Below are 20,948 nucleotides of genomic sequence, written 5' to 3'. Positions count from 1 at the left end.
ACCGCTGTAGCTCGTTTGGGTCGGGAGCCAGCGTGGGGGCCATGCCGGGGGCCACTATGGGGGCCAGAGTTCGTGTGCTGCGGGGTGAGGGGATGGGCGACACAGGGATCGGTGCTCTGCTCGTCCGGCTGCGCACAGAGCGTGGGTGGTCCCAGCAGAGGGTGGCCGACGAGTGCAACACCCTGGAGGGGCGGGCCACCAAGACGGGCAAGGAGATCGGGCGCTACGAGCGCGAGGTGCGCATCCCGGTGCCGTACACGCGGAAGTACCTGGCGCAGGTCTTCGGTGTCGATGCCGCCGTGCTCGACCAGGCGGTCGCTGTCAGCAAGAGCCAACGGGGTGGGGAGGGCGAGGATGAGGTGGGACAGGCACCGCTCGCGTGGCCCACGGCGCGTCCACGCACCGTCGCCGGAGCTGTGTCGGCGGATGCGGTGGCCTCGGCGGAGTTCGCCCGGTTCATCGCGCAGCGCAACGCGGACGAGTTCGTCGTAGAGCAGTTGGAGGCCGATGTCGCTCGGCTCGCCCGTACTTATGTCAGCCATCCGCTGCTGGAGGTGTACGTCGAGATCAAGCGGCTTCGGAACGGGGTGTTCGAGCTGCTGCGCGGGCGGCAGCATCCCCGGCAGACCACCGACCTGTACGTCGCGGCCTCTCGGTTGTGCGGGCTGTCCGCGCACGTCTGCTTGGACCTGGGCGCCTATGACTCTGCCGCCACGCACAGCCGTACCGCCAGGGCGTGCGCCGAGGCGGCTGGCCACGAGGGGATGCTGGCCTGGGTACGCGCTGTGGAGTCCCTGATCGCCTACTGGACCGGGCACTACGAGCGGGCGGCTCGGCTGGCGCAGGCCGGTCGCCAGCACCGGGCGGGCGGGAGTATCGGGGCTCGGTTGGCGAGCCTGGAGGCGCGGGCGTTGGCCATAGCCGGAGACCGGGCAGGTGCCGTAGCCGCCCTGGCGGGCGCCGAGCGCTCCCGCGAGGCGATGCGTGGCCACGACGAGGTGCCGGGCATCTTCGCCTTCCCGGCCGCCAAGCAGTTCGCGTACGCGGGGACGAGCCACCTGGCCGTGGGCGGGCGGGAGCACGTCCAGCAGGCCATCGCCAGCGCGGACACCGCTATCCGGCTCTACCGCAGCGCCGAAGACGACGACCAGTCGGTCGGTGACCTGTTCGCCGCCCACGTCGATCTCGCCCGCGGCCACATGCTCCTCGGCGACCTGGACGGTACCGAGGCGATGCTCGGTTTCGTCCTCGGCTCCCCGCCGGAGCGCATGTCGGCCAGCATCGTGCGCCGGCTCACCGCTCTGGGCCAGGAGCTGAGCGGGCCGCAGTACGGTGGAGCCGCGCGGGCCGTACACCTGCGCGAACGACTCCAGCACACGGCCGTCCTTGCGGCCGCACCCGCCGCCCATCCTCCGGAGCTGCCGACGTGACCGAACTGTCCGCCGCACACGACGCCGCCGTCACCGACCGGGGCCGTCTCGCCGGAAGTGCCTACAGCAGTGACCGGGATCTGGCTGCCCGCCAGTCGCTTTATCGGTGGCAGACGCCCCGTTACGACCTGCCAGGCATCGTCGCCGAGCAACTGAGGGGCGTGAACGGGCGCGTGGTCGATGTCGGCTGCGGCAACGGCAAGTTCATCCAGCGGCTCTGCCAGGACCGGCCCGACCTGACTCTGCTGGGCCTGGACATCGCTCCTGGCATCCTCGCCGGTGTCCAGGGCTTGGTCGCCGTTGCGGACGCCACCCGCTTGCCGCTGGCCACGCAGAGCGCCGATGCTGCCTTGGCGTTGCATATGCTCTACCACGTCCCGGACATCCCTCAGGCGGTCAGGGAGCTGTCTCGCGTGGTCGCCCGTGACGGGCTGGTGATCGCCTCCACCAACAGCGATCGGGACAAAGCTGAACTCGACGACCTGTGGCAGCGGGCCGCCGGCCACGTGCTCGGCACCGGACGCGGCCCGGCCCGCATCTCGCTCAGCGCCCGCTTCTCCCTGGAGAAGGCTCCGGCCTTCCTGGGGGAGGAGTTCGGCCGCGTCGAGACGATTGAACTGCCCGGCACCATCACCGTCCGCGACGCCGAACCCGTGGTTGCGCACATGGTCTCGTACCAGGCATGGGCGGACCAGCACGACGTGCCCTTCGAGGCCACGATCGAGCGAGCCCGCACCATCCTGGACGAACACATCGCCCGGCATGGGGCGTTCGAGATCCGCTGCCGGGGAGGCATCCTCGTCTGCCGCCGTTAGCGGCGGCGGGCACGTTCCGTTTGGTGCCCGTGCGTCGGGGTGGAGACGGGCTGCGGTGCCGGCGTAACCGTCATGGTGCGGCGGGTGCTTTGTGCGCGGGCCGCTTGTGCACGCCGGTTCGGCTGGGCAGTGATGCGCCAGTTGAGGACCTCGGCGGGGCGCTCGGCAGTGTCGAGCTCTCGGCTGGCAGCCATCTCCACGAGGAGGTGCCGGGCGTTGTGGCCGGCGGATTCCGCGCGGGCGAGGGTGGTGGCCAAGGCTGGCCAGGCGGCGTCGGCCAGGATGCGGTCGGCGTGGTCGGGGACGGCCTGGCACACGGTGGCCTCGAAGCGTTGGACGGTCTGGGGGCGGGGTGCGCGTCGGGCGAGGTCCGCCAGGACGGGCTCGGCGGCGTGGCGGTAGCTCTCCTGGAGGTGGCGGAAGGCTTCTTCGGCCGCTGCCGCCTGCTGCTCGTGGCCGCGCTGCTCGTGCCACTTGGCGGCGGCGCGGGCAAGGCGCAGGGCGGTGAAGATGAGGGCGATGGTGAGGCCGCCGGGAATGGTGGGGGCGTAGGCGAGTTCCTTGGCGGCTTGGCGTAGTTCGGTGGCGGCTTGGTGGTCTGCCCGGATCGCCGAGCGGCGAGCCCGGTTGAACGCCATGGCTGCCGCTTGCAGTTCAGCCCGGTGCGGTCCGGGGGTGGCGCGAGCCAGGTTGTGCAGAGTGTCGGCGAAGGCGTCCAGGTGGCCCTGGGCCACGGGATCGTCGCCCGAATCGAGCGCGGTGAGAGCTGTACGCACAGCGGATTCCGTCCGACGCCACGGCAAGGTCGGGTCGGCAACCGGTTGTGGGCGGTCGGCTACGTCCTGGGTAGTGAGGCGTTCGAGCAGGCGGCTGTAGGACAGATCGGGGGCGAGCTTGGAGCCGCCGAAGAAGATGGCGTCGCCAGGGGCGGCCAGGCTGTAGCCGTCCACCTCGCCGGTCTTGGCGCTGACGCGCGGCTTGACCTGGATGCCGAGCGATTGCAGCACGGTGAAGTAGTCGTCGATGTTCCGCACGGCGGCGGCGACCGCGTACGCGCGCTCCCGCAGCCACTCTCGCGCGGTCACCTCCTGGCCCAGGCGCTCGGCCTTGGCCCGCTCCGCCCCGGTGGGCGTCTTGGGCGCGGTCAGGTCACCGGACTTGAGCTGGCGCAATCCGTACTCGGCCTCGATCTTGCGGCACTCCTTCTGCGCCCGCCAGCCGTCGCGGTTCGTGCGCGCGCGGCGCCCGTCGGCGCGCACGGTGGTGGCCAGGATGTGGATGTGGTCGTCCGCGTGCCGCACTGCGATCCACCGGCATGCCTGGTCGTCGCCCTCGGGCGCGATGCCGGTGGCGGCAACGACGCGGCGAGCGACCTCGGCCCACTCGTCGTCGGTCAGGTAGCGGTCACCTGGCGCGGTGCGCACCGGGCAGTGCCACACGTGCTTCGGCGGCTTCTTCCCGCCCAGTTCGCGGGTGCGCAGGTCGACATGGTGGTCGAGGCGCTTGGCAAGCTGGGTGTAGGTGGCGTTGGGGTCGGGGGCGCCGGCCATGTCCCAGGCGGCCACGATGTGCGGGTCGGTGTGCTCGTCGCGTCGCCCCGGCCCGAAGAGGTAGTTGATCAGGCCGAGGGTGTCGGAGCCGGCGGAGACGTCAGGAACCATGACTGCTGCCTCCCGCCACGAGCTCGTCCATCAGCTGGTAGCTGCGCTGGACGGTTTGGTCGACGTGGGAGAGGACGGTCTCGGCCTGGTCAGGGATGGCTCCGCTGTTGATGGCCGTGGTGATCTGGTTGAGGTTGGTGCCGATGCGGTTCAGCGCCTTGATGTGGGCCTCGACGGCCTCCACCAGCGGGCGGATCGGATCGTCCTCCGGACTTCCCGCCATGTTCGCCTTGCCGACCGCGACCGCCAGGGCGGCGTCGCCGACGAACCCGGCGAACGTCAGACGGCGCCGCTCGGCCGCCTCGTCAATGATCCGGACCGCGGTCGGGGTAAAGCGGATCTTCTTCTCCTGGTCGCGGTTCTCGGTGGTGCGCTTGCGGTTCATCCGCGCGGGCAGAGTGGGGGCGTCGGGCTCACGCCACGAGGGCTGCTCAACGGGCAACGGAGGGCGGGCAGACGGCTCGGGCTGCGGAGCAGCGGTGTCGGCGGGCAGCTCGTCGCTCGTGGCGGGGGCGTCGGCGACGGACGCGGTGTTGGGCTCGGTCGTCGCCTCCCCCGGCTCGGGCGCCCGCTGGCGCCCGGCCTCCTCCTCCGCCATCCCAGGGGCGGGGGCAAGCGCGGACGAAGCCCCGTTAGGGGCTCGAACGCTCCAGCTTGCTGCTGTGTGGTTGGGCCGGCTGAACAGTTGCCAGCGGCGCCGAGGGCGATCGACGGGCTGAGGTTCATCGTGCCGTGTGGCGTTGGTGATGTCGACGGGGTCGTACATGTCGGGCTTCGAGTGGTGGTTTTGAGGGGGTGGGGATGGCTGTGCTTCGAGCGTTCACGGAGGGGGCGTTCACGCGGGCCCCCTTCTAAGAGAGGGCCCGCGCGTGAACGGCCTGGCGCGTGAACGGCGTGCACGCTGCCGTGATCGCTTGACCTGTGGTTTCGTGTGGATCGTGAACGGCGTGATCGCTCCGTGAGGGGTGTCAGCTGCACGGGCCGCGTGAACGCTCCCGTGAACGCTCGGTTCGGTTTGGCAGAGGGCGGAAAGCGGACCCTGTCACCGTTGATCAGGAGGGAATCCGGCTGACCTCCGCCGGTTGACCGGAAGCCTTGGCGGTGACCGGAAGTCGCGATCACCACCGGAAGTCGTCACGGGAAGAGGGCGAGACCGCAGGCGGACGATGCCTGCGGTCGGGCCGGTGGTGGTGACGGTCAGGACACGGCGACCAGGCGGCGGGCGCGGTAGCGGGCCTGGCTACCGCCACCGGCTCCGCCGGCGCTGCCCTGGGCCTTCTCTACATGTCCAGCCTGGGCGAGCTGGTCCAGCTTGCGCCGGGCCTTCTCCACGTCCGCGCGGCTGGGCTTGGACTCCTCGGTCAGATGCGAGGCCAGCTCGCGTGGGGTCAGCCCCTCGGGCGATGCCCGCACGAGGGCGAGTGGGTCGAGGGCCTGCTCGACGTGGGAGGTACCGCGCACGTGGTTGTGGATCACGGGCAGCGGGCCGATCTCGCCGGTCGGGGTCTTGAGATGGTGGATCTTGACCGCCGGGTCACCGGCTTCGCCGGCTATGAACAGCACGCTGCCCGCGCCGCCGACGAACCAGGTCGAGCCGTACACGCGGTCCAGGACGGGGCGCTGGTCGCGTGGTGCCTCGGCGGTGGACTTGCGCTGGTGGTGCAGCTCCAGGACCTCGGCGCCCTCGCGCAGCGCGTGCTGGCGGGCGTTGTTGTACGCGATGGCGGCCTCGTCCTCGGTCAGGCGGCTGACCGCGTCCTTGAGGCTGTCGATCACGACGGTGTCCGCCTTGTGGTGGGCGGCGAGTTCGGCGAGTAGGTGGGGCTCCTTGTCGAGGGTGGTGGGCAGCGGACCGGACCACACGCGCAGCCGGTCACGAAGGGTCGGCTCGTCCTTCGGGTTGAGGTGACGGCGCAGGGCGCGGGCGATCTGCGGTGGCCTGTCCAGGGCGAGGTACAGCACGCGCTCGCCTTCGGTCACCGGCAGGTCCAGGACTGCCTGGTACACGCCGAGGCGGGCGAGGATGACCTGGTGGGCGAGCGTGGTCTTGCCGACGCCCGGAGGACCGACGATCATCAGACTCTCGCCCTTGGCCCAGGCGGTTTGCTCCTGAGTACCCCATAGCGGGTCCGCCGGCGCACCGATCTCGTCGACGAAGTCCCACCCGTCGCTCATGTACCGGTCCAGGCGCGAGCTGCCCGTGGTGCAGGAACGCTCGCGCTGGGCGCGAACCAAGTCCTCTACTGTGGTGAGGACCTGGTCAGGGTCGGCACCTGGGTCGCTGGCCTGCTGGACGGCCTGCAGCGCGGCGGCCTGGACCGCTCGCAGCCCGGCCAGGCGGCGCACGATCTCGGCGTAGTACGCGGCCCGGCCGGGCTCGTACCCATCGGCGAGGCCGTGCAGGTAGACCGCCCCGCCGACGCGCTTCAGGTCGCCCTGCTGGCGCAGCAGGTCGGTGACCGAGACCGGGCTGGTGGGTGCCTTGTCACGCCGAAGCTGTAGCAGGGCAGCCCAGACCGTCTCGTGCCGTGGCTCGTAGAAGTCGGCCCCGTCCAGCACCAGGCGGACCTCGTCGATCTCCTCGGGGCGGTGCATGCACGTACCGAGGACGGCGCGCTCGGCGGCCGCGTCGCGAGGCATGTTCCCCTGCGCGTCACCGTGCTCGGGCGACTCGGGTGACGCGTGAGCGGGCGGGGCACTACGATGGTGCACGGCAAGTCCTCACCGGCGGTTGCGAGGCGGGCAAGGCCCCGCACCACTCAGGCTGGTCGTTCAAGCGGGCGATCTCGTGGGACTTCAGACGGTCTTTGGTGTTGGCGCACCGAGGGCCGTCGTCATTTCTGGGATGGGCTCGCGTCATACGGCCATCCCCCACTCGTCCAGGCCCTGGGCCAGTGCCTCCTCATAGCGCTGCAGCTCTGTGGCGCTGTACAGCACCCTCTTGCCGATCTTGACCCCGCGCGGGCCCTTACCGATCTGGCGCCAGTACCGGACCGTGCTCTCGGACGTGCGGTAGCGCTCGGCGACCTCGGCGGTGGTGAAGAAGCGTTCCAAGTCGTTTTCCTATTTGGATAGACGGTAAGTCATTACGTATAGTTGTACCCGACGGAGGGTGACGAGTCAAATGGGGAAGTGTATGATTCAATTTGAAAAGCGACCTGGTGGCGGCGACGAGGGAGGACGGCATGAGTGACGGGCGGCTAGGCGGTGGCGATGTGCCACTGCTGTACAGCGAGGGCAACATCGCGGCGCGGGTGGCTATGGAACGCGAGGTCAGGGGGTGGAGCACGACGGAGCTGGCGGATCGGGTCACCAAGGCCGGCGTCCGGATGAACCAGACGGCGGTCTGGCGGATCGAAAACGGCAACCCGCGGCGCCGCATCAATGTCGATGAAGCCCTCGGCTTCGCCAGAGTCTTCGAGCTGCCCCTCGAAGAGCTGATGTCCCCGCCGCTGGAGGGCATCGACCTTGAGGGGCGGCGCCTCGTCCAGGAGGCCGTCGAGGCGTTCTACGAGTCCCGTGACGCCCAGGACCGCCTCCATCGGGCGGTGGTCGCGACTGCCGAGTACATCGAGGCCCACCCTGATGGCTCGCGAGCCATCCACGAGCAGTGCCTTCGCCTCATGGGTGAAGAGCGCGACGCCCGAGCCCTTACTGAGTACATCGAGGGTGGCGGCTACTACCACCAGTAACCAACCTGAAGGAGAACCGGCTTGGCCAACATCCAGAAGCGCCCCAACGGCAAATGGCGGGGCCGCTACCGCGACCTCGACGGCAAGGAGCACGCCCGCCACTTCGACCGCAAGATCGACGCCCAGCGCTGGCTCGACGAGGTGACGACCAGCATGGTCACGGGCCTCTACGTCGACCCGCGCGCCGGAAAGATCTCGTTCCAGAAGTACGCGGAGAAATGGGAAGAGTCGCTCATCGTCAGCGAGGCGGCCGAGCGCATCACCGACAACGCGCTACGGCTGCACCTGGTCCCGGCGCTCGGCTCCCGCGCCATGGCGGCGATACGCCGCAACGACATACAGGTGCTGTTCAAGGCCCTGTCCGAACTGCTCGGCCCCGGCAGCGTGCGCAACGTCTACGACGTCCTAGTGCGCGTCATGACCGCGGCCGTCGAGGACAAGGTCATCCCGGCCAGCCCGTGCCGCCGGATCACCCTCCCGCCCGTGCCGGACGAAGAGGTCACCCCGCCCACGGTCGCGCAGGTCGAGGCCATGGCCCGCGTGATGCCGCCGTACATCCGGGCAGCAATCGTGACACTTGCCGGATCGGGCTTGCGCATAGGCGAGCTGCTCGGCCTCAAGGTGTCGGACGTCGACTTCAAGGCCGGCGCCATCCGAGTCGAGCGGCAGCGCCTCCAGTCGGGGAAGATCGGTCCGCCGAAGACCGCCAAGTCCCGTCGCACCGTCCCGGTCGGCGAGGTCGTCACCGACGCCCTCCTCGAACACCTCGCCGCACGCTCCTCCAAGGAGTGGCTGTTCACGATGGAGGAGGGCGAGCCCCTCAACTATCGCCGTTGGAAAACGGAGTGGAACTGCGCCCGCAGGGCGCTCCAGGCGGCGGAGAACGAGGCAGCCGAGCGCGAGGGGCGTAAGCCCGTCGAGCTGTCCCACATGGTGACCCACGACCTGCGCCACTTCTTCGCCTCCGCCCTCATCGCCGGCGGCGCGAGCGTCAAGCAGGTCCAGCTCGTCCTCGGTCACGCGTCCGCAGTCATCACGCTGCGGATCTACGCCCACCTGTGGCCGGGCGAAGAGGACCGCACCCGATCCGTCATGGACGCCGTGCTCGGCGGCCTGCGGACCGGGTGCGGACAGGTAGACACTGCAATCAAAGAAACCGCAGGTCAGAAGGCGTGAATCAAGATCAAGCCTTCTTGGTCTCCCAGAAGATCTTGTCGATCTGGGCGATGTAGTCCAGCGCCTTCTGGCCCGTCGCCGGGTCGGTGGACGCCTTGGCGGCCGAGAGGGCCTTCAGGGTGTCGTTGACCAGCTGGTGCAGCTCCGGGTACTTCTCGAAGTGCGGGGGCTTGAAGTAGTCGCTCCAGAGCACGGAGACGTGGTGCTTCGCGAGCTCCGCGCGCTGCTCCTTGATGACGGTGGCGCGTGCCTGGAAGTGGGGGTCGTCATTGCCGGCCATCTTCTCCTGGACGGCCTTCACCGACTCCGCCTCGATGCGGGCCTGGGCCGGGTCGTACACGCCGCAGGGCAGGTCGCAGTGGGCGCTGACCTTGACCTTGGGGGCAAACAGGCGGGAAAGCATGGAGCATTCCTTCCTCGTGATCGTCTTCTCAGGTGCGACATTACTCCCTGAGGAAGGCGATTTCTCGGGTGCCCCCTAGGGCTTAGGACAAAAGTCCAGGGTCAGACTGAGACTGGTGGAGGAACGGACCGGGGAGGTGCCGGGATGCCGGAGCTGTCACAGGAGACCGAGCGGGGGAGGGCTGTGGCGCCCTTCGGAGTGGCGGAAGTGACCGGGCCGTCGATGGTGCCCACGCTCCGACACGGGGACCGGCTGCTGGTGCGGTACGGGGCCTCGGTCAGGCCGGGGGACGTCGTCGTCCTGCGTCATCCCTTCCAGCAGGACCTGCTGGTCGTCAAGCGTGCCGTGGAGCGGCGCGACGGCGGCTGGTGGGTGCTCGGGGACAACCCCTACGCGGGCGGGGACAGCACGGACTACGGGGTCGTACCGGACGAGTTGATGCTGGGCAAGGCGCGCTTTCGGTTCCGGCCGCTCCCCGCCGGTCAGCGCTCGCCGCTCGCGCTGGTGTGCTGGGCGCTCTCGGCCGCGAGGCCGCTGTTGCCCGACCGGTCGGCCTCCAGGCGCTTGCGGGCCCGGTAGGCGGCCACGTTGGCGCGGGTCGCGCAGCGGTCCGAACAGTAGCGCCGGGAGCGGTTGGTGGAGGTGTCGAGGTAGGCGTTGCGGCAGGGGGCTGCCTCGCACAGGCCGAGGCGGTCGACGCCGTACTCGGTGAGGTGGAAGGCGAGGCCCATGGCCGCGATCGCCGCGTAGCCGGCCGTCGCGTTCGACGGGTGGTCGGCCAGGTGCATGTGCCACAGCGGGCGGCCGTCCTCGTCGCGGAAGTCGTGGCCGGAGATCTGCGGCGACACCGGGAACTCCAGCAGGAGTGAGTTCAGCAGGTCCACGGCCAGGGTCTCGTCGGCCGTGTCGGCCGCCTCGAAGACCGCGCGCAGCCTGCCCCGTACCGAGCGGAAGCGGGTGACGTCGGCGTCGGTGGCGCGCCGGGCCGCGGAGGAGTTGGCGCCGAAGAGGTCGCGGACGGCCTCGACCGAGGTCAGCGAGTCCTTGCCCCGGGCCGGCTCCTCGCTGTTGACGAGACGGACGGCGTAATCCGAGTAATAGGCCAGTTCCACTTGTAGTCCTTACGAGGGCGCTTTATGGTCGTGTCAGCGGTCGGGTAACAGACGGTCGTGCATTCAGGGTATTACGCATCATGAGGGGAGACGGGGTTCCATGACCACGAGTACCGGAACCGACTGGGCGGCCTGGCAGGAGAGCTGGGACCGGCAGCAGGAGTGGTACATGCCGGACCGCGAGCAGCGCTTCGAGATCATGCTCGACATGGTCGAGGCGCTCGTCGGGACCGCCCCGCGCGTCCTCGACCTCGCCTGCGGCACCGGCAGCATCACCGACCGGCTGCTCCACCGCTTCCCGCAGGCCACCAGCACCGGCGTCGACCTCGACCCGGCCCTGCTGACCATCGCGCGCGGCACCTTCGAGGGCGACGACCGCGTCTCCTTCGTCACCGCCGACCTCAAGGACCCCGACTGGCGGGCGCGGCTGTCGTACGACTCCTACGACTGCGTCCTGACCGCCACGGCCCTGCACTGGCTGCACAGCGAACCCCTCGCGGCCCTCTACGGTCAGGTCGCGGAGCTGGTCCGCGACGGCGGTGTCTTCATGAACGCGGACCACATGATCGACGACAGCACGCCCCGGATCAACGCGGCCGAACGCGCACAGCGGCACGCGCGCATGGATCAGGCCAGCCGGGACGGCGCCCTGGACTGGGCGGAGTGGTGGCAGGTCGCCGCCGAGGACCCCGTGCTCGCCGAGCCGACCGCCCGGCGGTTCGAGATCTACGGCGAGCACGCCGACGGGGACATGCCCTCGGCGGCGTGGCACGCGCGTGTGCTGCGCGAGAAGGGGTTCGGGGAGGCACGGCCGGTGTGGTGCTCCCCGTCGGACACGCTGCTGCTCGCGGTGAAGTAGGCGAAGCGGCCGTAAGGGGCGGTACGGATGGCTGTACCGCCCCGCGCCGGCACGCGGTCAGAGAACCTTCGACAGGAACGACTGCGTCCGCTCGTGCTGCGGGTTCGTCAGGACGTCGCGCGGATGGCCCGATTCGACCACCACGCCCTCGTCCATGAACACCAGGCTGTCGCCCACCTCGCGGGCGAAGCCCATCTCGTGGGTGACGACCACCATGGTCATACCGGACTCGGCGAGGTCCCGCATGACGTCCAGGACGTCACCGACCAGCTCCGGGTCCAGGGCCGAGGTCGGCTCGTCGAACAGCATCAGCTTCGGGTCCATCGCCAGCGCCCGCGCGATGGCCACCCGCTGCTGCTGGCCGCCGGAGAGCTGCGAGGGGTAGTACCCGGCCCGGTCGGCCAGCCCCACGCGCTCCAGCAGCTGCAGCGCCCGCTCCCGGGCCTGCGCCTTGCTCACGCCCTTGACCTGGACCGGCGCCTCCATGACGTTCTCGACGGCCGTCATGTGCGGGAACAGGTTGAAGCGCTGGAAGACCATGCCGATGTCCCGGCGCTTGCGCGCGACCTCGCTGTCCTTCAACTCGTACAGCTTGTCGCCCTTTTGCCGGTAGCCGACCAGCTCGCCGTCTACGTACAGCCGGCCGGCGTTGATCTTCTCAAGGTGGTTGATGCACCGCAGGAAGGTCGACTTGCCCGAGCCGGAGGGGCCGATGAGGCAGAACACCTCGCCCGGCCTGACCTCCAGATCGATGCCCTTGAGCACCTCGACATGGCCGAAGGACTTGTGCACGCCCTGCGCCCTGACCATCGGGACGGTCGCCTTCCGCGGGGCGTCCTCGGTCGTCTTGCTCGGCTTGTCGGTCATGCGCTCACCGCTCCCTTCGGCCGGCCCAGGGAGAACATGCCGGCCTTCACCTTCTGCCACGGGGTCGGCGGCAGCTGGCGGCTGGAACCGCGGGCGTAGTAGCGCTCGATGTAGTACTGGCCGACGCTCAGGACGGACGTCATGATCAGGTACCAGGCAGCGGCGAGGAAGTACATCTCCACCGGGGCACCGGAGTTCTGGCCGATGTCCTGGGCGTAGCGGAACAGCTCGGGGTACTGGACGGCCGCCACCAGGGAGGTCGTCTTCAGCATGTTGATGACCTCGTTGCCCGTCGGCGGCACGATCACGCGCATCGCCTGCGGGATGATCACCCGGCGCAGCGTCTTGCCGTGGCTCATGCCGAGCGCGTGGGCCGCCTCGGTCTGGCCCTCGTCCACCGCGAGCAGGCCCGCCCGGCAGATCTCGGCCATGTACGCCGCCTCGTTCAGACCCAGGCCGAGCAGCGCCGTCAGCAACGGCGTCATGAAGTTCGACCAGTAGTCCTTGTAGATCGGCATCAGGTTGATGTACTCGAAGACCAGGCCCAGGTTGAACCACAGGAACAGCTGGACCAGGACCGGCGTGCCGCGGAAGAACCAGATGTAGAACCAGGCGATGGACGAGGTCACCGGGTTCTTCGACAGCCGCATGATCGCGAGGATGATGCCGAGGACGATGCCGATCACCATCGACAGGACCGTCAGCAGCAGGGTCTTGCCGACACCGGTCATGATCCGGTCGTCGAAGAAGTAGTCCGGTACCGCGTGCCAGTTGATCTTGCCTTGGCTGAACGCGTAGATGATCGCGACGAGGATCGCGAGGGCGATGAGGGCGGAGACGTACCGCCCGTAGTGCCGCACCGGGACGGCCTTGATGGCCTCCGGGCCCGCGGCGGAAGTGGAGCCCTCCGCGGAGTTCTCCCCGGGGCCGGGGTCGTCTCCGGCCGTCTTCTCTATGTGAGTCACGGGTGTTGCCTCTCGTGGCCGCTTCTGCTCGGGTTGCTTCCGCGGGTCACTTGCCGCCGTTGATCACGGACTCCTTGACGGCGCCGTCCTGGGCGCCCCACTTCTCGAGGATCTTCTGGTACTCGCCGCTCTTGATGATCGCGTTCACCGCCGCCTGCAGCGCGTCACGCAGCTGGGTGTCCTTCTTGGCCACGGCGATGCCGTACGGGGCCGCCTCGACCTGCTGGCCGGCCATCTGGAAGTCCTTGCCGCCGCCGGAGGTCTTCACGGCGTACGCGGCGACCGGGAAGTCGGAGGAGGCGGCGTCCACACCGCCCGAGCGCAGCCGGGTCTGGGACTGCTGGTCGTCGTCGAACGGCTCGATGGTGAGCTTCTTGCCGCTCGGGCACTTCTTGGCCTCCGCCTTGGCCAGGTCGTTCGAGACGGTGCCGCGCTCGACGGCGATCTTCTTGCCGCACAGGTCCGACCAGCCGTTGATGCCCTGGGTGTCGCCCTTGCGGGTGTAGATCGAGACACCGGCGGTCAGGTAGTCGACGAAGTCGACGCCCTCGCCGACCTTCTTGCCCGTGTCCGGGTCGACACCCTGCTGGCGGTTCTTGTTGTCCGTCATCGCCGACATCGCGATGTCGTAGCGGCCCGAGCGCAGACCGGTGAGCAGGGCGTCGAAGGTGCCGTTCTGGAACTCCAGCGTGACGCCGAGCTGCTTGCCGACGGCCGCGGCGAGGTCCGGGTCCAGGCCGACGGCCTTGCCGGCGGAGTCCTTGAACTCCACCGGGGCGTACGCGATGTCCGAACCGACCTCTATCTTGCCCTTGTCCCTGATGTCCTTGGGGAGCTTGGCGGCCAGCGGGGCGCTGCCGACGCTGCCGGAGTCCTTGCTCTTGTCCTTGGTCTGGTCACCGCAGCCGGTGAGCAGCAGCGCGCCCGCGACCGCTATCGCACCGGCCGCTGCCAGACGGGAGCGTGCGGCGGTCGTACGACGGGTGGGGCTTGCGGTCGTCATCGTGGTTCCTCCGGCGGATGGAAAGAGGTGCCGATGGGGTCGACGAGAACACACACCTTCGGGTGTCGCGACCTCGTGGGGTTTACGGCATCTTGCCATTCGGACTGCACCAATCAGGGGCGTCGCCATGTCAAAATCACATAACGGGTCACCCCCGAACCGCATCAGGTCGGTACATCCTTGGCCCTTGGCCACCGAACCATCTGCGGGAATCCAGCCATCCGGCCGGAAAACCTTCAGCGCGTCTCACGATGTGGTCGGCGCTTGTGTCCGCGTACCAGCGGCTTCGGGCGCTCCTCGCGGTTGTCAGCCGCGTGTCATCTCTCTGTGGCTTTGTGGTTCCGAGATGTGACCTTGCACCTAATGGACTCGTCGTGGGCACCGTCCGTCCGGTAAGAAGGTTCTTTACACCCCTCATCCGGGGCTCAGGGCGCGTGTGCGGCGCGCCCGTCGTGCAAGTGCTCGTACGTGTCCGTACGTATCGGCATTCGGGCCTTGCGCGGTGCCCGCCCACCCCTCACCAGGAGTGGTCGACCCTCAAACCATGCATACCTAAGGGGTAATACAAAGTGGCAGCGGAGATCGTCAATCCTCGCAGCGACGGCAAAGCGGACCAGGACAGCGGGGCCGAGCCCCTCGATTCCTTCGATCCCGTGTTCGCGCTGCACCGCGGCGGCAAGATGGCCGTGCAGGCCACCGTGCCGGTCCGCGACAAGGACGACCTTTCCCTCGCGTACACGCCCGGCGTCGCGCGCGTGTGCACCGCGATCGCGGAACAGCCGGAGCTCGTCAACGACTACACGTGGAAGTCGTCGGTGGTCGCCGTCGTGACCGACGGTACGGCCGTGCTCGGACTCGGGGACATCGGTCCCGAGGCCTCCCTCCCGGTGATGGAGGGCAAGGCGATCCTGTTCAAGCAGTTCGGCGGCGTCGACGCGGTCCCGATCGCGCTCGACTGCACCGATGTGGACGACATCGTCGAGACCGTCGTCCGGCTCGCCCCGTCCTTCGGCGGAGTGAACCTGGAGGACATCTCGGCGCCCCGGTGCTTCGAGATCGAGCGCCGGCTGCAGGAGCGCCTCGACATCCCGGTCTTCCATGACGACCAGCACGGTACGGCCGTCGTGACGCTCGCGGCGCTGCGGAACGCGGCGCGGCTCAGCGGACGCGAGATCGGGCAGCTGCGGGCCGTCATCTCGGGCGCCGGCGCGGCCGGTGTCGCCATCGCCAAGATGCTGATCGGGGCCGGCATCGGGGACGTGGCGGTGACGGACCGCAAGGGCGTCGTCTCGGCCGACCGGGAGGACCTCACCCCGGTCAAGCGGGAGCTCGCGGGCTTCACCAACAAGGCCGGCCTCAGCGGCTCGCTGGAGGCCGCGCTCGCGGGCGCCGACGTCTTCATCGGCGTCTCCGGCGGTACGGTCCCGGAGGAGGCCGTGGCCTCCATGGCGGAGGGCGCCTTCGTGTTCGCGATGGCCAACCCGAACCCCGAGGTGCACCCGGACGTCGCGCACAAGTACGCGGCGGTCGTCGCGACCGGGCGGTCCGACTTCCCGAACCAGATCAACAACGTGCTGGCGTTCCCGGGCATCTTCGCGGGCGCGCTGCAGGTGCGGGCCTCCCGGATCACCGAGGGGATGAAGATCGCTGCGGCGGAGGCGCTGGCCGCGGTGGTGGGGGACGACCTCGCCGCCGACTATGTGATTCCGTCGCCGTTCGACGAGCGGGTCGCTCCGGCTGTCACGGCGGCGGTTGCGGCTGCTGCTCGTGCCGAGGGCGTCGCTCGTCGCTGACGTTGCGTGGAGTGGCCCCGTCCGTTTGGGCGGGGCCATTTCATTTCCTGGGGTCGGCGCGGGCCTGTGTCGCACGGGTGCCCTTGCTGCGCTGCATGGGTGCCGTTGCACAAGAGGGCATGTGTCACAGGGCGGTCCGGTTCCGTCGGCTGCACGGCGCACCTATCGTCGGCAGCATGTTCGCTGTCTACGCCGCCCGAATCGACCGCGACCAGCCGCTCACCGGCCTTGAGTTGGGGGAGCGACCGGCTCCCGAGGCCCGTCCCGGCTGGAGCACGATCAATGTGCGGGCCGCTTCCCTCAACCATCACGACCTCTGGTCCCTGCGCGGCGTCGGCCTCCCGGAGGACCGGCTGCCGATGATCCTCGGCTGCGACGCCGCCGGGGTCGATGCGGACGGCAACGAGGTCGTCCTGCACTCCGTCATCGGCCAGACCGGCCACGGCGTCGGCCCGGACGAGCCGCGCTCCATCCTCACCGAGCGCTACCAGGGCACCTTCGCCGAGCAGGTGGCCGTGCCGACCTGGAACGTCCTGCCCAAGCCCAGGGAACTGTCCTTCGCCGAGGCCGCCTGTCTGCCGACGGCCTGGCTGACGGCGTACCGGATGCTGTTCACCAACGCCGGGGTACGGCCCGGGGACTCGGTCCTCGTGCAGGGCGCGGGCGGCGGGGTCGCCACGGCCGCGATCGTGCTCGGCAAGGCGGCGGGGCTCAGGGTCTTCGCCACCAGCCGGGACGAGGCGAAGCGGAAGCGGGCCCTGGAGCTGGGGGCCGTGGAGGCCGTGGAGTCCGGGGCGCGGCTGCCGCAGCGGGTGGACGCCGTCATCGAGACCGTGGGCGCGGCCACCTGGTCCCACTCGGTGAAGTCGCTGCGGCCGGGCGGCACGATCGTCATCTCCGGTGCCACCAGCGGGGACCGGCCCTCGCATGCCGAGCTGACCCGGATCTTCTTCCTGGAGCTGAAGGTCGTGGGCTCCACCATGGGCACCAAGGAGGAGCTGGAGGACCTGCTCTCCTTCTGCGCCGCGACCGGGGTGCGGCCCGTCATCGACGAGGAGCTGCCGCTGGACCGGGCCCGCGAGGGCTTCGAACGGCTCGCGTCCGGGGAGCAGTTCGGGAAGATCGTGCTCGCCAACTCCTGAGGTGTCCGCCCTCCCGCAGTTCCTGCGCGAGGGGTGTCGTGGGGCGGGTTCGGGTGTCCGGGCCCGCCCCTTCGCACGCCGAGGATGTCAACGTTGGTTGACATGGGGTGTCGCGTCAACGTAGGTTGACATCATGAGCGAGGCAACCGAGCTGGCACAGCGTGCCGGTGATCGTGATCCGCGGGTCGGACTGCGGGCCGTCGCCGCGCTGCGCAGGCTGCTGGAGCAGCTGGAGGCGGTACAGGTGCGCAGTGCGCGCAATCAGGGCTGGTCGTGGCAGGAGATCGCCGCGGAGCTGGGTGTCAGTAGGCAGGCCGTGCACAAGAAGTACGGGAGGCAATGATGTTCGAACGCTTCACCAAGGATGCGCGTGAGGTCGTGCAGGGCGCGGTCATGGACGGCCGGCGCACCGGAGCCCGGACGATCGATGCCGAGCATCTGCTGCTCGCCCTTCTGGAGCGTGAGGGCAGCCGCGCGTCCTTCGCCCTGGCCGCGCTCGGGCTCGCGGAGCGCCGGGAGTCGGTACGGGGCGCCTTGTCCCAGGCGCGGCGGCACGCCGGGCTGACCCGGGCCGACGCGGACGCCCTGGCCGGGCTGGGCATCGACGTGTCGGAGATCGTGGCACGGGTGGAGGAGGTGCACGGCGTCGGGGCGATGTCCGGCGACCGGAAGGACGGAGGCGGCTGGTCGGGGCGCCGGCCGAGCTTCAGCCGGGGCGCGAAGGACGTCTTGGAGAAGTCCCTGCGGGTTGCCCTCGCCCGCCGCGACCGTCACATCGGTGACGAGCACCTACTACTGGCGCTCACCGTCCTGCCGGGCGTGCCGGCCGAGGTGCTGGCCGACCACGGCGTGACGTACGAGTCGGTGACCCGGGTCCTGTACGGAGACGAAGGCGAACAGGCGAAGGCCGGCTGAGCGGCGGGGCGCCTTCGACTGAGCGGCCAGGGCGGCTCCGACCGGGGCGGCCCGGGCGGCCGGGGCGGCTGAGGGGCGGGCGATGCCGGCCGAGGGGCCGGGGCGGTGCCGGCTGGTCGTCGCCCCGGCCGGTCCTCGTGGGGCTCCGGCACTCTTGTGCGGCCGTCCGTTTTCGGCCGTCCGTTCGCCGGTCTGCGGCACTCGTTGTCCGGCTCCCTGCTCGTCGGGCTCCGGTCGGAGGCGCGGCTGCTTGCAGCCACGGTGCGTACGCGAGTGCGGCAACCGCAACCCCTTGGGGGCGCGGGGCTGTAACGATATGCGGCTCCGCATACGGCTCCGCCGCGTGGGCGCGACCAGCCGCAACGGACTCGTCACGGCCAACGGACCCGTCACGGCCGGGGAACCCCGCCGTCCGGCCGCAGGCGCGTCTCTGCCGTGCCCGGCCGTCTCTGCCGCGCCCCGCCGCCTCCGCCGTGCCCGGCCACCTCGACCAGGCCTTCTAATGACCCGGTCAGGCCTCCGAACAGGCCACGAGCGGACCTCGCGCAGCCTCCTGGACCCCGGCGCCTCAGACCGCGGTCACCGTCAGGCCGCGGTCACCGTCAGGCCGCGGTCACCGTCAGGCCTTCGGTGACCGCAGAATCACCCCGATGTGGGCCGCTGCCGTCGACAAATGGCGGCGGGCGTCGCGGAGTTGGTCCGGGGTGACTCCGTGGTCGCGGGCCGCGTCGCGGATGTCGTCGCGGAAACGGTCCAGGAGACGGTCCAGGTCGCGGGTCGGGTCGCCGGTGGGGTCCTCGTGCGCCCAGGACGGTTCGTACGCGACGGAGAAGTCCTCCGTGGGGGAGACGTAGTGCAGGTCCGAGGGGGTGGTGGGCTCGGGGGCCGGCTCCTCGGCGGGGCGAGTGGAGCCGTTCCAGCTCTTGCCGAAGTCGCCCAGTTCCCTGGCCAGTTCGGACAAGCCCTCGCGGACGCCCGTCGGCCAGTCGCCGTGGGTGAAGTGGTCCTGGACGCGGTCCTGGACCCGGCGGGCGATGCGCTGCATCTCCTCCTGCGCCTGGGCCCGCGCCCGCGCCTGTGCCTCCTGGGCCTGATGGCGGGCCCGCTGGGCCTCCTCGCGGGCCCGGCGGCTCTCGTCCTTGGCGCGGCGGGCCTGCTCCTTCCACTCCTGCTTGACCCGGCGCATCTCCTCCTTGGCGGCCCGCCAGGCCTCCTTGTCGCTCACGTCGCCGTACTCCGCGAAGGGGCCCGCCGCGCCGGCGCCCGTCTTCGTGGCCCGGCGGGCCTCGGACGCGGCCGCGCGCATCTCCCGGCGCAGATCGCCGGCCGCGCCGCGTACATCGGCCTTGATCTCGGCGGCCAGTTCCGCGACCGACTCGCGGATCTCCAGCTCAAGGTCGGCCAACTCACCGCTGCGGTCGGCCAGTTCGGCCCGGCCGGCGTCCGTGATGGCGTACACCTTGCGGCCGCCCTCCGTGGTGTGCCGGACCAGGCCCTCCGCCTCCAGCTTGGCCAGCCGGGGGTAGACCGTGCCCGCCGAGGGGGCGTACAGGCCCTGGAAGCGCTCCTCGAGGAGCCTGATCACCTCGTAGCCGTGGCGCGGGGCCTCGTCGAGCAGCTTGAGCAGGTACAGGCGCAGGCGCCCATGGGCGAAGACGGGGGGCATGTCAGAGCACCTTCTTGTCGGTCGTGCCAGCGGTGACGTCGGTCTGGCCGGCGGCCGGAGCATCGGTGGTGGGGTCGGTGCCGGGGGTCTGCGACGGCTCGGCGGGGGCGGTGGGCTCGGTCTCCCAGGGGGTGTCCGGCTCATCCTCTCCCGACGGGCGGCGCAGCAGGGCGATCGAACCGGAGACCGTGGTGGCCCGGAGCCTGCCCGTGCCCGCGCCCAGGCGGCCGGTGATCTTGTGGGCGCCCCACTGGCCGTGCACCCGCAGTCCGTCGAAGGCGTTGGAGATCGTGCCGCTCGCGGTGTTCGCCTCCACCTCGGCGTCTCCCGGATGAGGCAGACGGATGGCGATCTCGCCGGAAACGCTGGTGAGGCTGACCTCCGTCGGGCCGTCCGGGTCCAGGTCGACGATCATGGAACCGCTGACGGAGTCGGCGCGCACGGAGCGCCCGGAGCCCTCGACCACCGTCAGGTCGCCCGAGACCGACTTGAACCGCAGGTCGCCGGTGACGGCCTGGGCCTCCAGGTTTCCGGAGACGGTGTCCGCCTGGACCGGGCCCGAGACGCCGACCAGGGTCGTGTCGCCGGTGACTCCCTTGACCACCGCCCGGCCGCTGATGCCGGAGACGACCGCACCGGCGCCGACCACGCCCACCTCCACGCGGGTGTCGGCGGGGACGGCCAGGGAGACCACGGCGCTGCGGCGCCAGCCCTTGCGGTCGAGCCACTTCAGGAAGCCCTTCCAGGGCAGGTCGTCATAGGCCACGGTGAGCGTGTCTCCCTGCTGGGTGACCATCAGGGGCGGGCCCTCGATCTCCGAGATCTCCAGGCGGGCGGAACCTTCGTCCGTGCCCACCACGTTCACCGTTCCGTTGACGATGCGGACCTGGAGGTCGCTCACATGGGAGTCAAAGGTCAGCTTCTGGGGCTCGGTGACGGACCACTCGGGCATGGGGGACCTCCTCGGCAGGCACGGCCGCGACACGCCATATCGCGTCCTGTGTCAAACACGATATATCGTGGATGCCGGAAGTCAAGACACCCGTTCGTGTGAGAGGGCCGACGTCTTCGCGTGAGAGGGCGGGCGTCATCGCGTGACAGGGCCGGCATCGGTCTCGCGCACTCCCGCGACCGGGACACGGCCTGCCCCGCGGGACACGGCCTACCCTGGGGGAGTAGATCCGTCCCCATCAGGAGTGAGCGTTGTACTTCACCGACCGTGGCATCGAGGAACTGGAGAAGCGGCGCGGCGAGGAGGAGGTCACCTTCGAGTGGCTCGCCGAGCAGCTGCGCACGTTCGTCGATCTCAACCCGGACTTCGAGGTGCCGGTGGAGCGGCTGGCGACCTGGCTGGCTCGGCTGGACGACGAGGACGACGAGTAGCCCGGGCGACGACGAGCGGACCAGGCGGCGCGCAAGCCGAGCGGCGGTGAGCCGGCCAGGCGGTGG

Annotated in this window: 22 protein-coding genes; 11 read left to right on the top strand and 11 right to left on the bottom strand. The window is 70.0% G+C overall.

The annotated features are described in order from the left end of the window. Positions 1-92 precede the first annotated feature (92 nt). Entirely contained in the window at positions 93-1,430 is a 1,338-nt protein-coding gene (locus AB5L52_RS15120; RefSeq protein WP_351023853.1) for a helix-turn-helix transcriptional regulator, read from the top strand. Beyond that, positions 1,427-2,245 carry a class I SAM-dependent methyltransferase gene (locus tag AB5L52_RS15115; RefSeq protein ID WP_351023850.1) on the top strand — a complete coding sequence of 273 codons (819 nt, stop codon included), beginning with the start codon at positions 1,427-1,429 and terminating at the stop codon, positions 2,243-2,245. Before AB5L52_RS15120 ends, AB5L52_RS15115 begins: the two co-directional genes overlap by 4 nt. Here AB5L52_RS15115 and AB5L52_RS15110 read toward each other — a convergent pair. The 4 genes from AB5L52_RS15110 to AB5L52_RS15095 form a co-directional block, all read right to left on the bottom strand. After that, positions 2,242-3,906, bottom strand: a complete 1,665-nt coding sequence (locus AB5L52_RS15110) for a relaxase/mobilization nuclease domain-containing protein (protein ID WP_351023847.1) — start codon at positions 3,904-3,906, stop codon at positions 2,242-2,244. The genes AB5L52_RS15115 and AB5L52_RS15110 overlap by 4 nt on opposite strands. After that, complete coding sequence (mobC, locus tag AB5L52_RS15105) at positions 3,896-4,504, bottom strand: plasmid mobilization relaxosome protein MobC (protein WP_351023845.1); 609 nt, start codon at positions 4,502-4,504, stop codon at positions 3,896-3,898. The genes AB5L52_RS15110 and mobC overlap by 11 nt, the downstream gene beginning before the upstream one ends. Positions 4,505-5,103: 599 nt before the next feature. Next, on the bottom strand, positions 5,104-6,546 hold the full coding sequence (locus AB5L52_RS15100; protein ID WP_369364479.1) for a DnaB-like helicase N-terminal domain-containing protein: 1,443 nt from the start codon (positions 6,544-6,546) through the stop codon (positions 5,104-5,106). Between the two features lie 216 nt (positions 6,547-6,762). Next, positions 6,763-6,960: a helix-turn-helix domain-containing protein gene (locus AB5L52_RS15095; protein ID WP_351023839.1), complete on the bottom strand. Its 198-nt coding sequence runs from the start codon at positions 6,958-6,960 to the stop codon at positions 6,763-6,765. Positions 6,961-7,091: 131 nt separating this feature from the next. On the opposite strand from AB5L52_RS15095, the gene AB5L52_RS15090 reads away from it, so the two are divergent. Then, on the top strand, positions 7,092-7,598 hold the full coding sequence (locus AB5L52_RS15090; RefSeq protein ID WP_351023836.1) for a helix-turn-helix transcriptional regulator: 507 nt from the start codon (positions 7,092-7,094) through the stop codon (positions 7,596-7,598). A 21-nt stretch (positions 7,599-7,619) separates the two neighbouring features. After that, a complete protein-coding gene (locus AB5L52_RS15085; protein WP_351023833.1) occupies positions 7,620-8,774 on the top strand; it encodes a site-specific integrase in 1,155 nt (384 codons plus the stop codon). 7 nt (positions 8,775-8,781) lie between these two features. On the opposite strand, the gene sodN is transcribed toward AB5L52_RS15085, so the two are convergent. Beyond that, the gene (gene sodN, locus AB5L52_RS15080) at positions 8,782-9,177 is read right to left on the bottom strand and encodes a superoxide dismutase, Ni (protein ID WP_004983535.1); all 396 of its coding nucleotides are present in this window, start codon (positions 9,175-9,177) and stop codon (positions 8,782-8,784) included. 144 nt (positions 9,178-9,321) lie between these two features. Between sodN and sodX the strand changes: the two genes are divergently transcribed. Further along, positions 9,322-9,756 (top strand): nickel-type superoxide dismutase maturation protease, encoded by a 435-nt coding sequence (sodX, locus tag AB5L52_RS15075; RefSeq protein ID WP_369364476.1) that lies wholly within the window; start codon positions 9,322-9,324, stop codon positions 9,754-9,756. Here sodX and AB5L52_RS15070 read toward each other — a convergent pair. Beyond that, positions 9,660-10,289, bottom strand: coding sequence for an ABATE domain-containing protein (locus tag AB5L52_RS15070; RefSeq protein ID WP_369364474.1), 630 nt, complete (start codon positions 10,287-10,289; stop codon positions 9,660-9,662). The genes sodX and AB5L52_RS15070 overlap by 97 nt on opposite strands. Before the next feature lie 100 nt (positions 10,290-10,389). Between AB5L52_RS15070 and AB5L52_RS15065 the strand changes: the two genes are divergently transcribed. Continuing rightward, the gene (locus tag AB5L52_RS15065) at positions 10,390-11,148 is read left to right on the top strand and encodes a trans-aconitate 2-methyltransferase (RefSeq protein ID WP_369364472.1); all 759 of its coding nucleotides are present in this window, start codon (positions 10,390-10,392) and stop codon (positions 11,146-11,148) included. A gap of 57 nt (positions 11,149-11,205) precedes the next feature. On the opposite strand, the gene AB5L52_RS15060 is transcribed toward AB5L52_RS15065, so the two are convergent. The 3 genes from AB5L52_RS15060 to AB5L52_RS15050 form a co-directional block, all read right to left on the bottom strand. Then, complete coding sequence (locus tag AB5L52_RS15060; protein WP_351024209.1) at positions 11,206-11,958, bottom strand: amino acid ABC transporter ATP-binding protein; 753 nt, start codon at positions 11,956-11,958, stop codon at positions 11,206-11,208. Positions 11,959-12,011: 53 nt separating this feature from the next. Next, positions 12,012-12,890, bottom strand: a complete 879-nt coding sequence (locus AB5L52_RS15055; RefSeq protein WP_351574161.1) for an amino acid ABC transporter permease — start codon at positions 12,888-12,890, stop codon at positions 12,012-12,014. A 136-nt stretch (positions 12,891-13,026) separates the two neighbouring features. Then, positions 13,027-13,983 carry an ABC transporter substrate-binding protein gene (locus AB5L52_RS15050; protein ID WP_369364470.1) on the bottom strand — a complete coding sequence of 319 codons (957 nt, stop codon included), beginning with the start codon at positions 13,981-13,983 and terminating at the stop codon, positions 13,027-13,029. Positions 13,984-14,552: 569 nt separating this feature from the next. Here AB5L52_RS15050 and AB5L52_RS15045 point away from each other — a divergent pair. From AB5L52_RS15045 to AB5L52_RS15030, 4 genes are all read left to right on the top strand, one after another. Further along, entirely contained in the window at positions 14,553-15,776 is a 1,224-nt protein-coding gene (locus tag AB5L52_RS15045) for an NADP-dependent malic enzyme (protein WP_351023818.1), read from the top strand. 176 nt (positions 15,777-15,952) lie between these two features. After that, positions 15,953-16,918 (top strand): zinc-binding dehydrogenase, encoded by a 966-nt coding sequence (locus AB5L52_RS15040; RefSeq protein ID WP_369364468.1) that lies wholly within the window; start codon positions 15,953-15,955, stop codon positions 16,916-16,918. Between the two features lie 133 nt (positions 16,919-17,051). Then, a complete protein-coding gene (locus AB5L52_RS15035; RefSeq protein ID WP_351023813.1) occupies positions 17,052-17,261 on the top strand; it encodes an HTH domain-containing protein in 210 nt (69 codons plus the stop codon). After that, positions 17,261-17,833, top strand: a complete 573-nt coding sequence (locus AB5L52_RS15030; protein ID WP_351024204.1) for a Clp protease N-terminal domain-containing protein — start codon at positions 17,261-17,263, stop codon at positions 17,831-17,833. Before AB5L52_RS15035 ends, AB5L52_RS15030 begins: the two co-directional genes overlap by 1 nt. A gap of 619 nt (positions 17,834-18,452) precedes the next feature. On the opposite strand, the gene AB5L52_RS15025 is transcribed toward AB5L52_RS15030, so the two are convergent. Next, positions 18,453-19,499, bottom strand: a complete 1,047-nt coding sequence (locus AB5L52_RS15025) for a PadR family transcriptional regulator (protein ID WP_369364466.1) — start codon at positions 19,497-19,499, stop codon at positions 18,453-18,455. 1 nt (position 19,500) lies between these two features. Next, a complete protein-coding gene (locus AB5L52_RS15020) occupies positions 19,501-20,451 on the bottom strand; it encodes a DUF4097 domain-containing protein (protein WP_369364465.1) in 951 nt (316 codons plus the stop codon). A gap of 251 nt (positions 20,452-20,702) precedes the next feature. Here AB5L52_RS15020 and AB5L52_RS15015 point away from each other — a divergent pair, with 251 nt between their 5' ends. Further along, the gene (locus tag AB5L52_RS15015) at positions 20,703-20,882 is read left to right on the top strand and encodes a DUF6104 family protein (protein WP_003992906.1); all 180 of its coding nucleotides are present in this window, start codon (positions 20,703-20,705) and stop codon (positions 20,880-20,882) included. The last annotated feature ends 66 nt before the right edge of the window (positions 20,883-20,948 follow it).

The sequence above is a fragment of the Streptomyces sp. CG4 genome, assembly GCF_041080655.1.
Taxonomy (GTDB): domain Bacteria; phylum Actinomycetota; class Actinomycetes; order Streptomycetales; family Streptomycetaceae; genus Streptomyces.
This window is presented reverse-complemented; position numbering and strand designations above follow the sequence as displayed.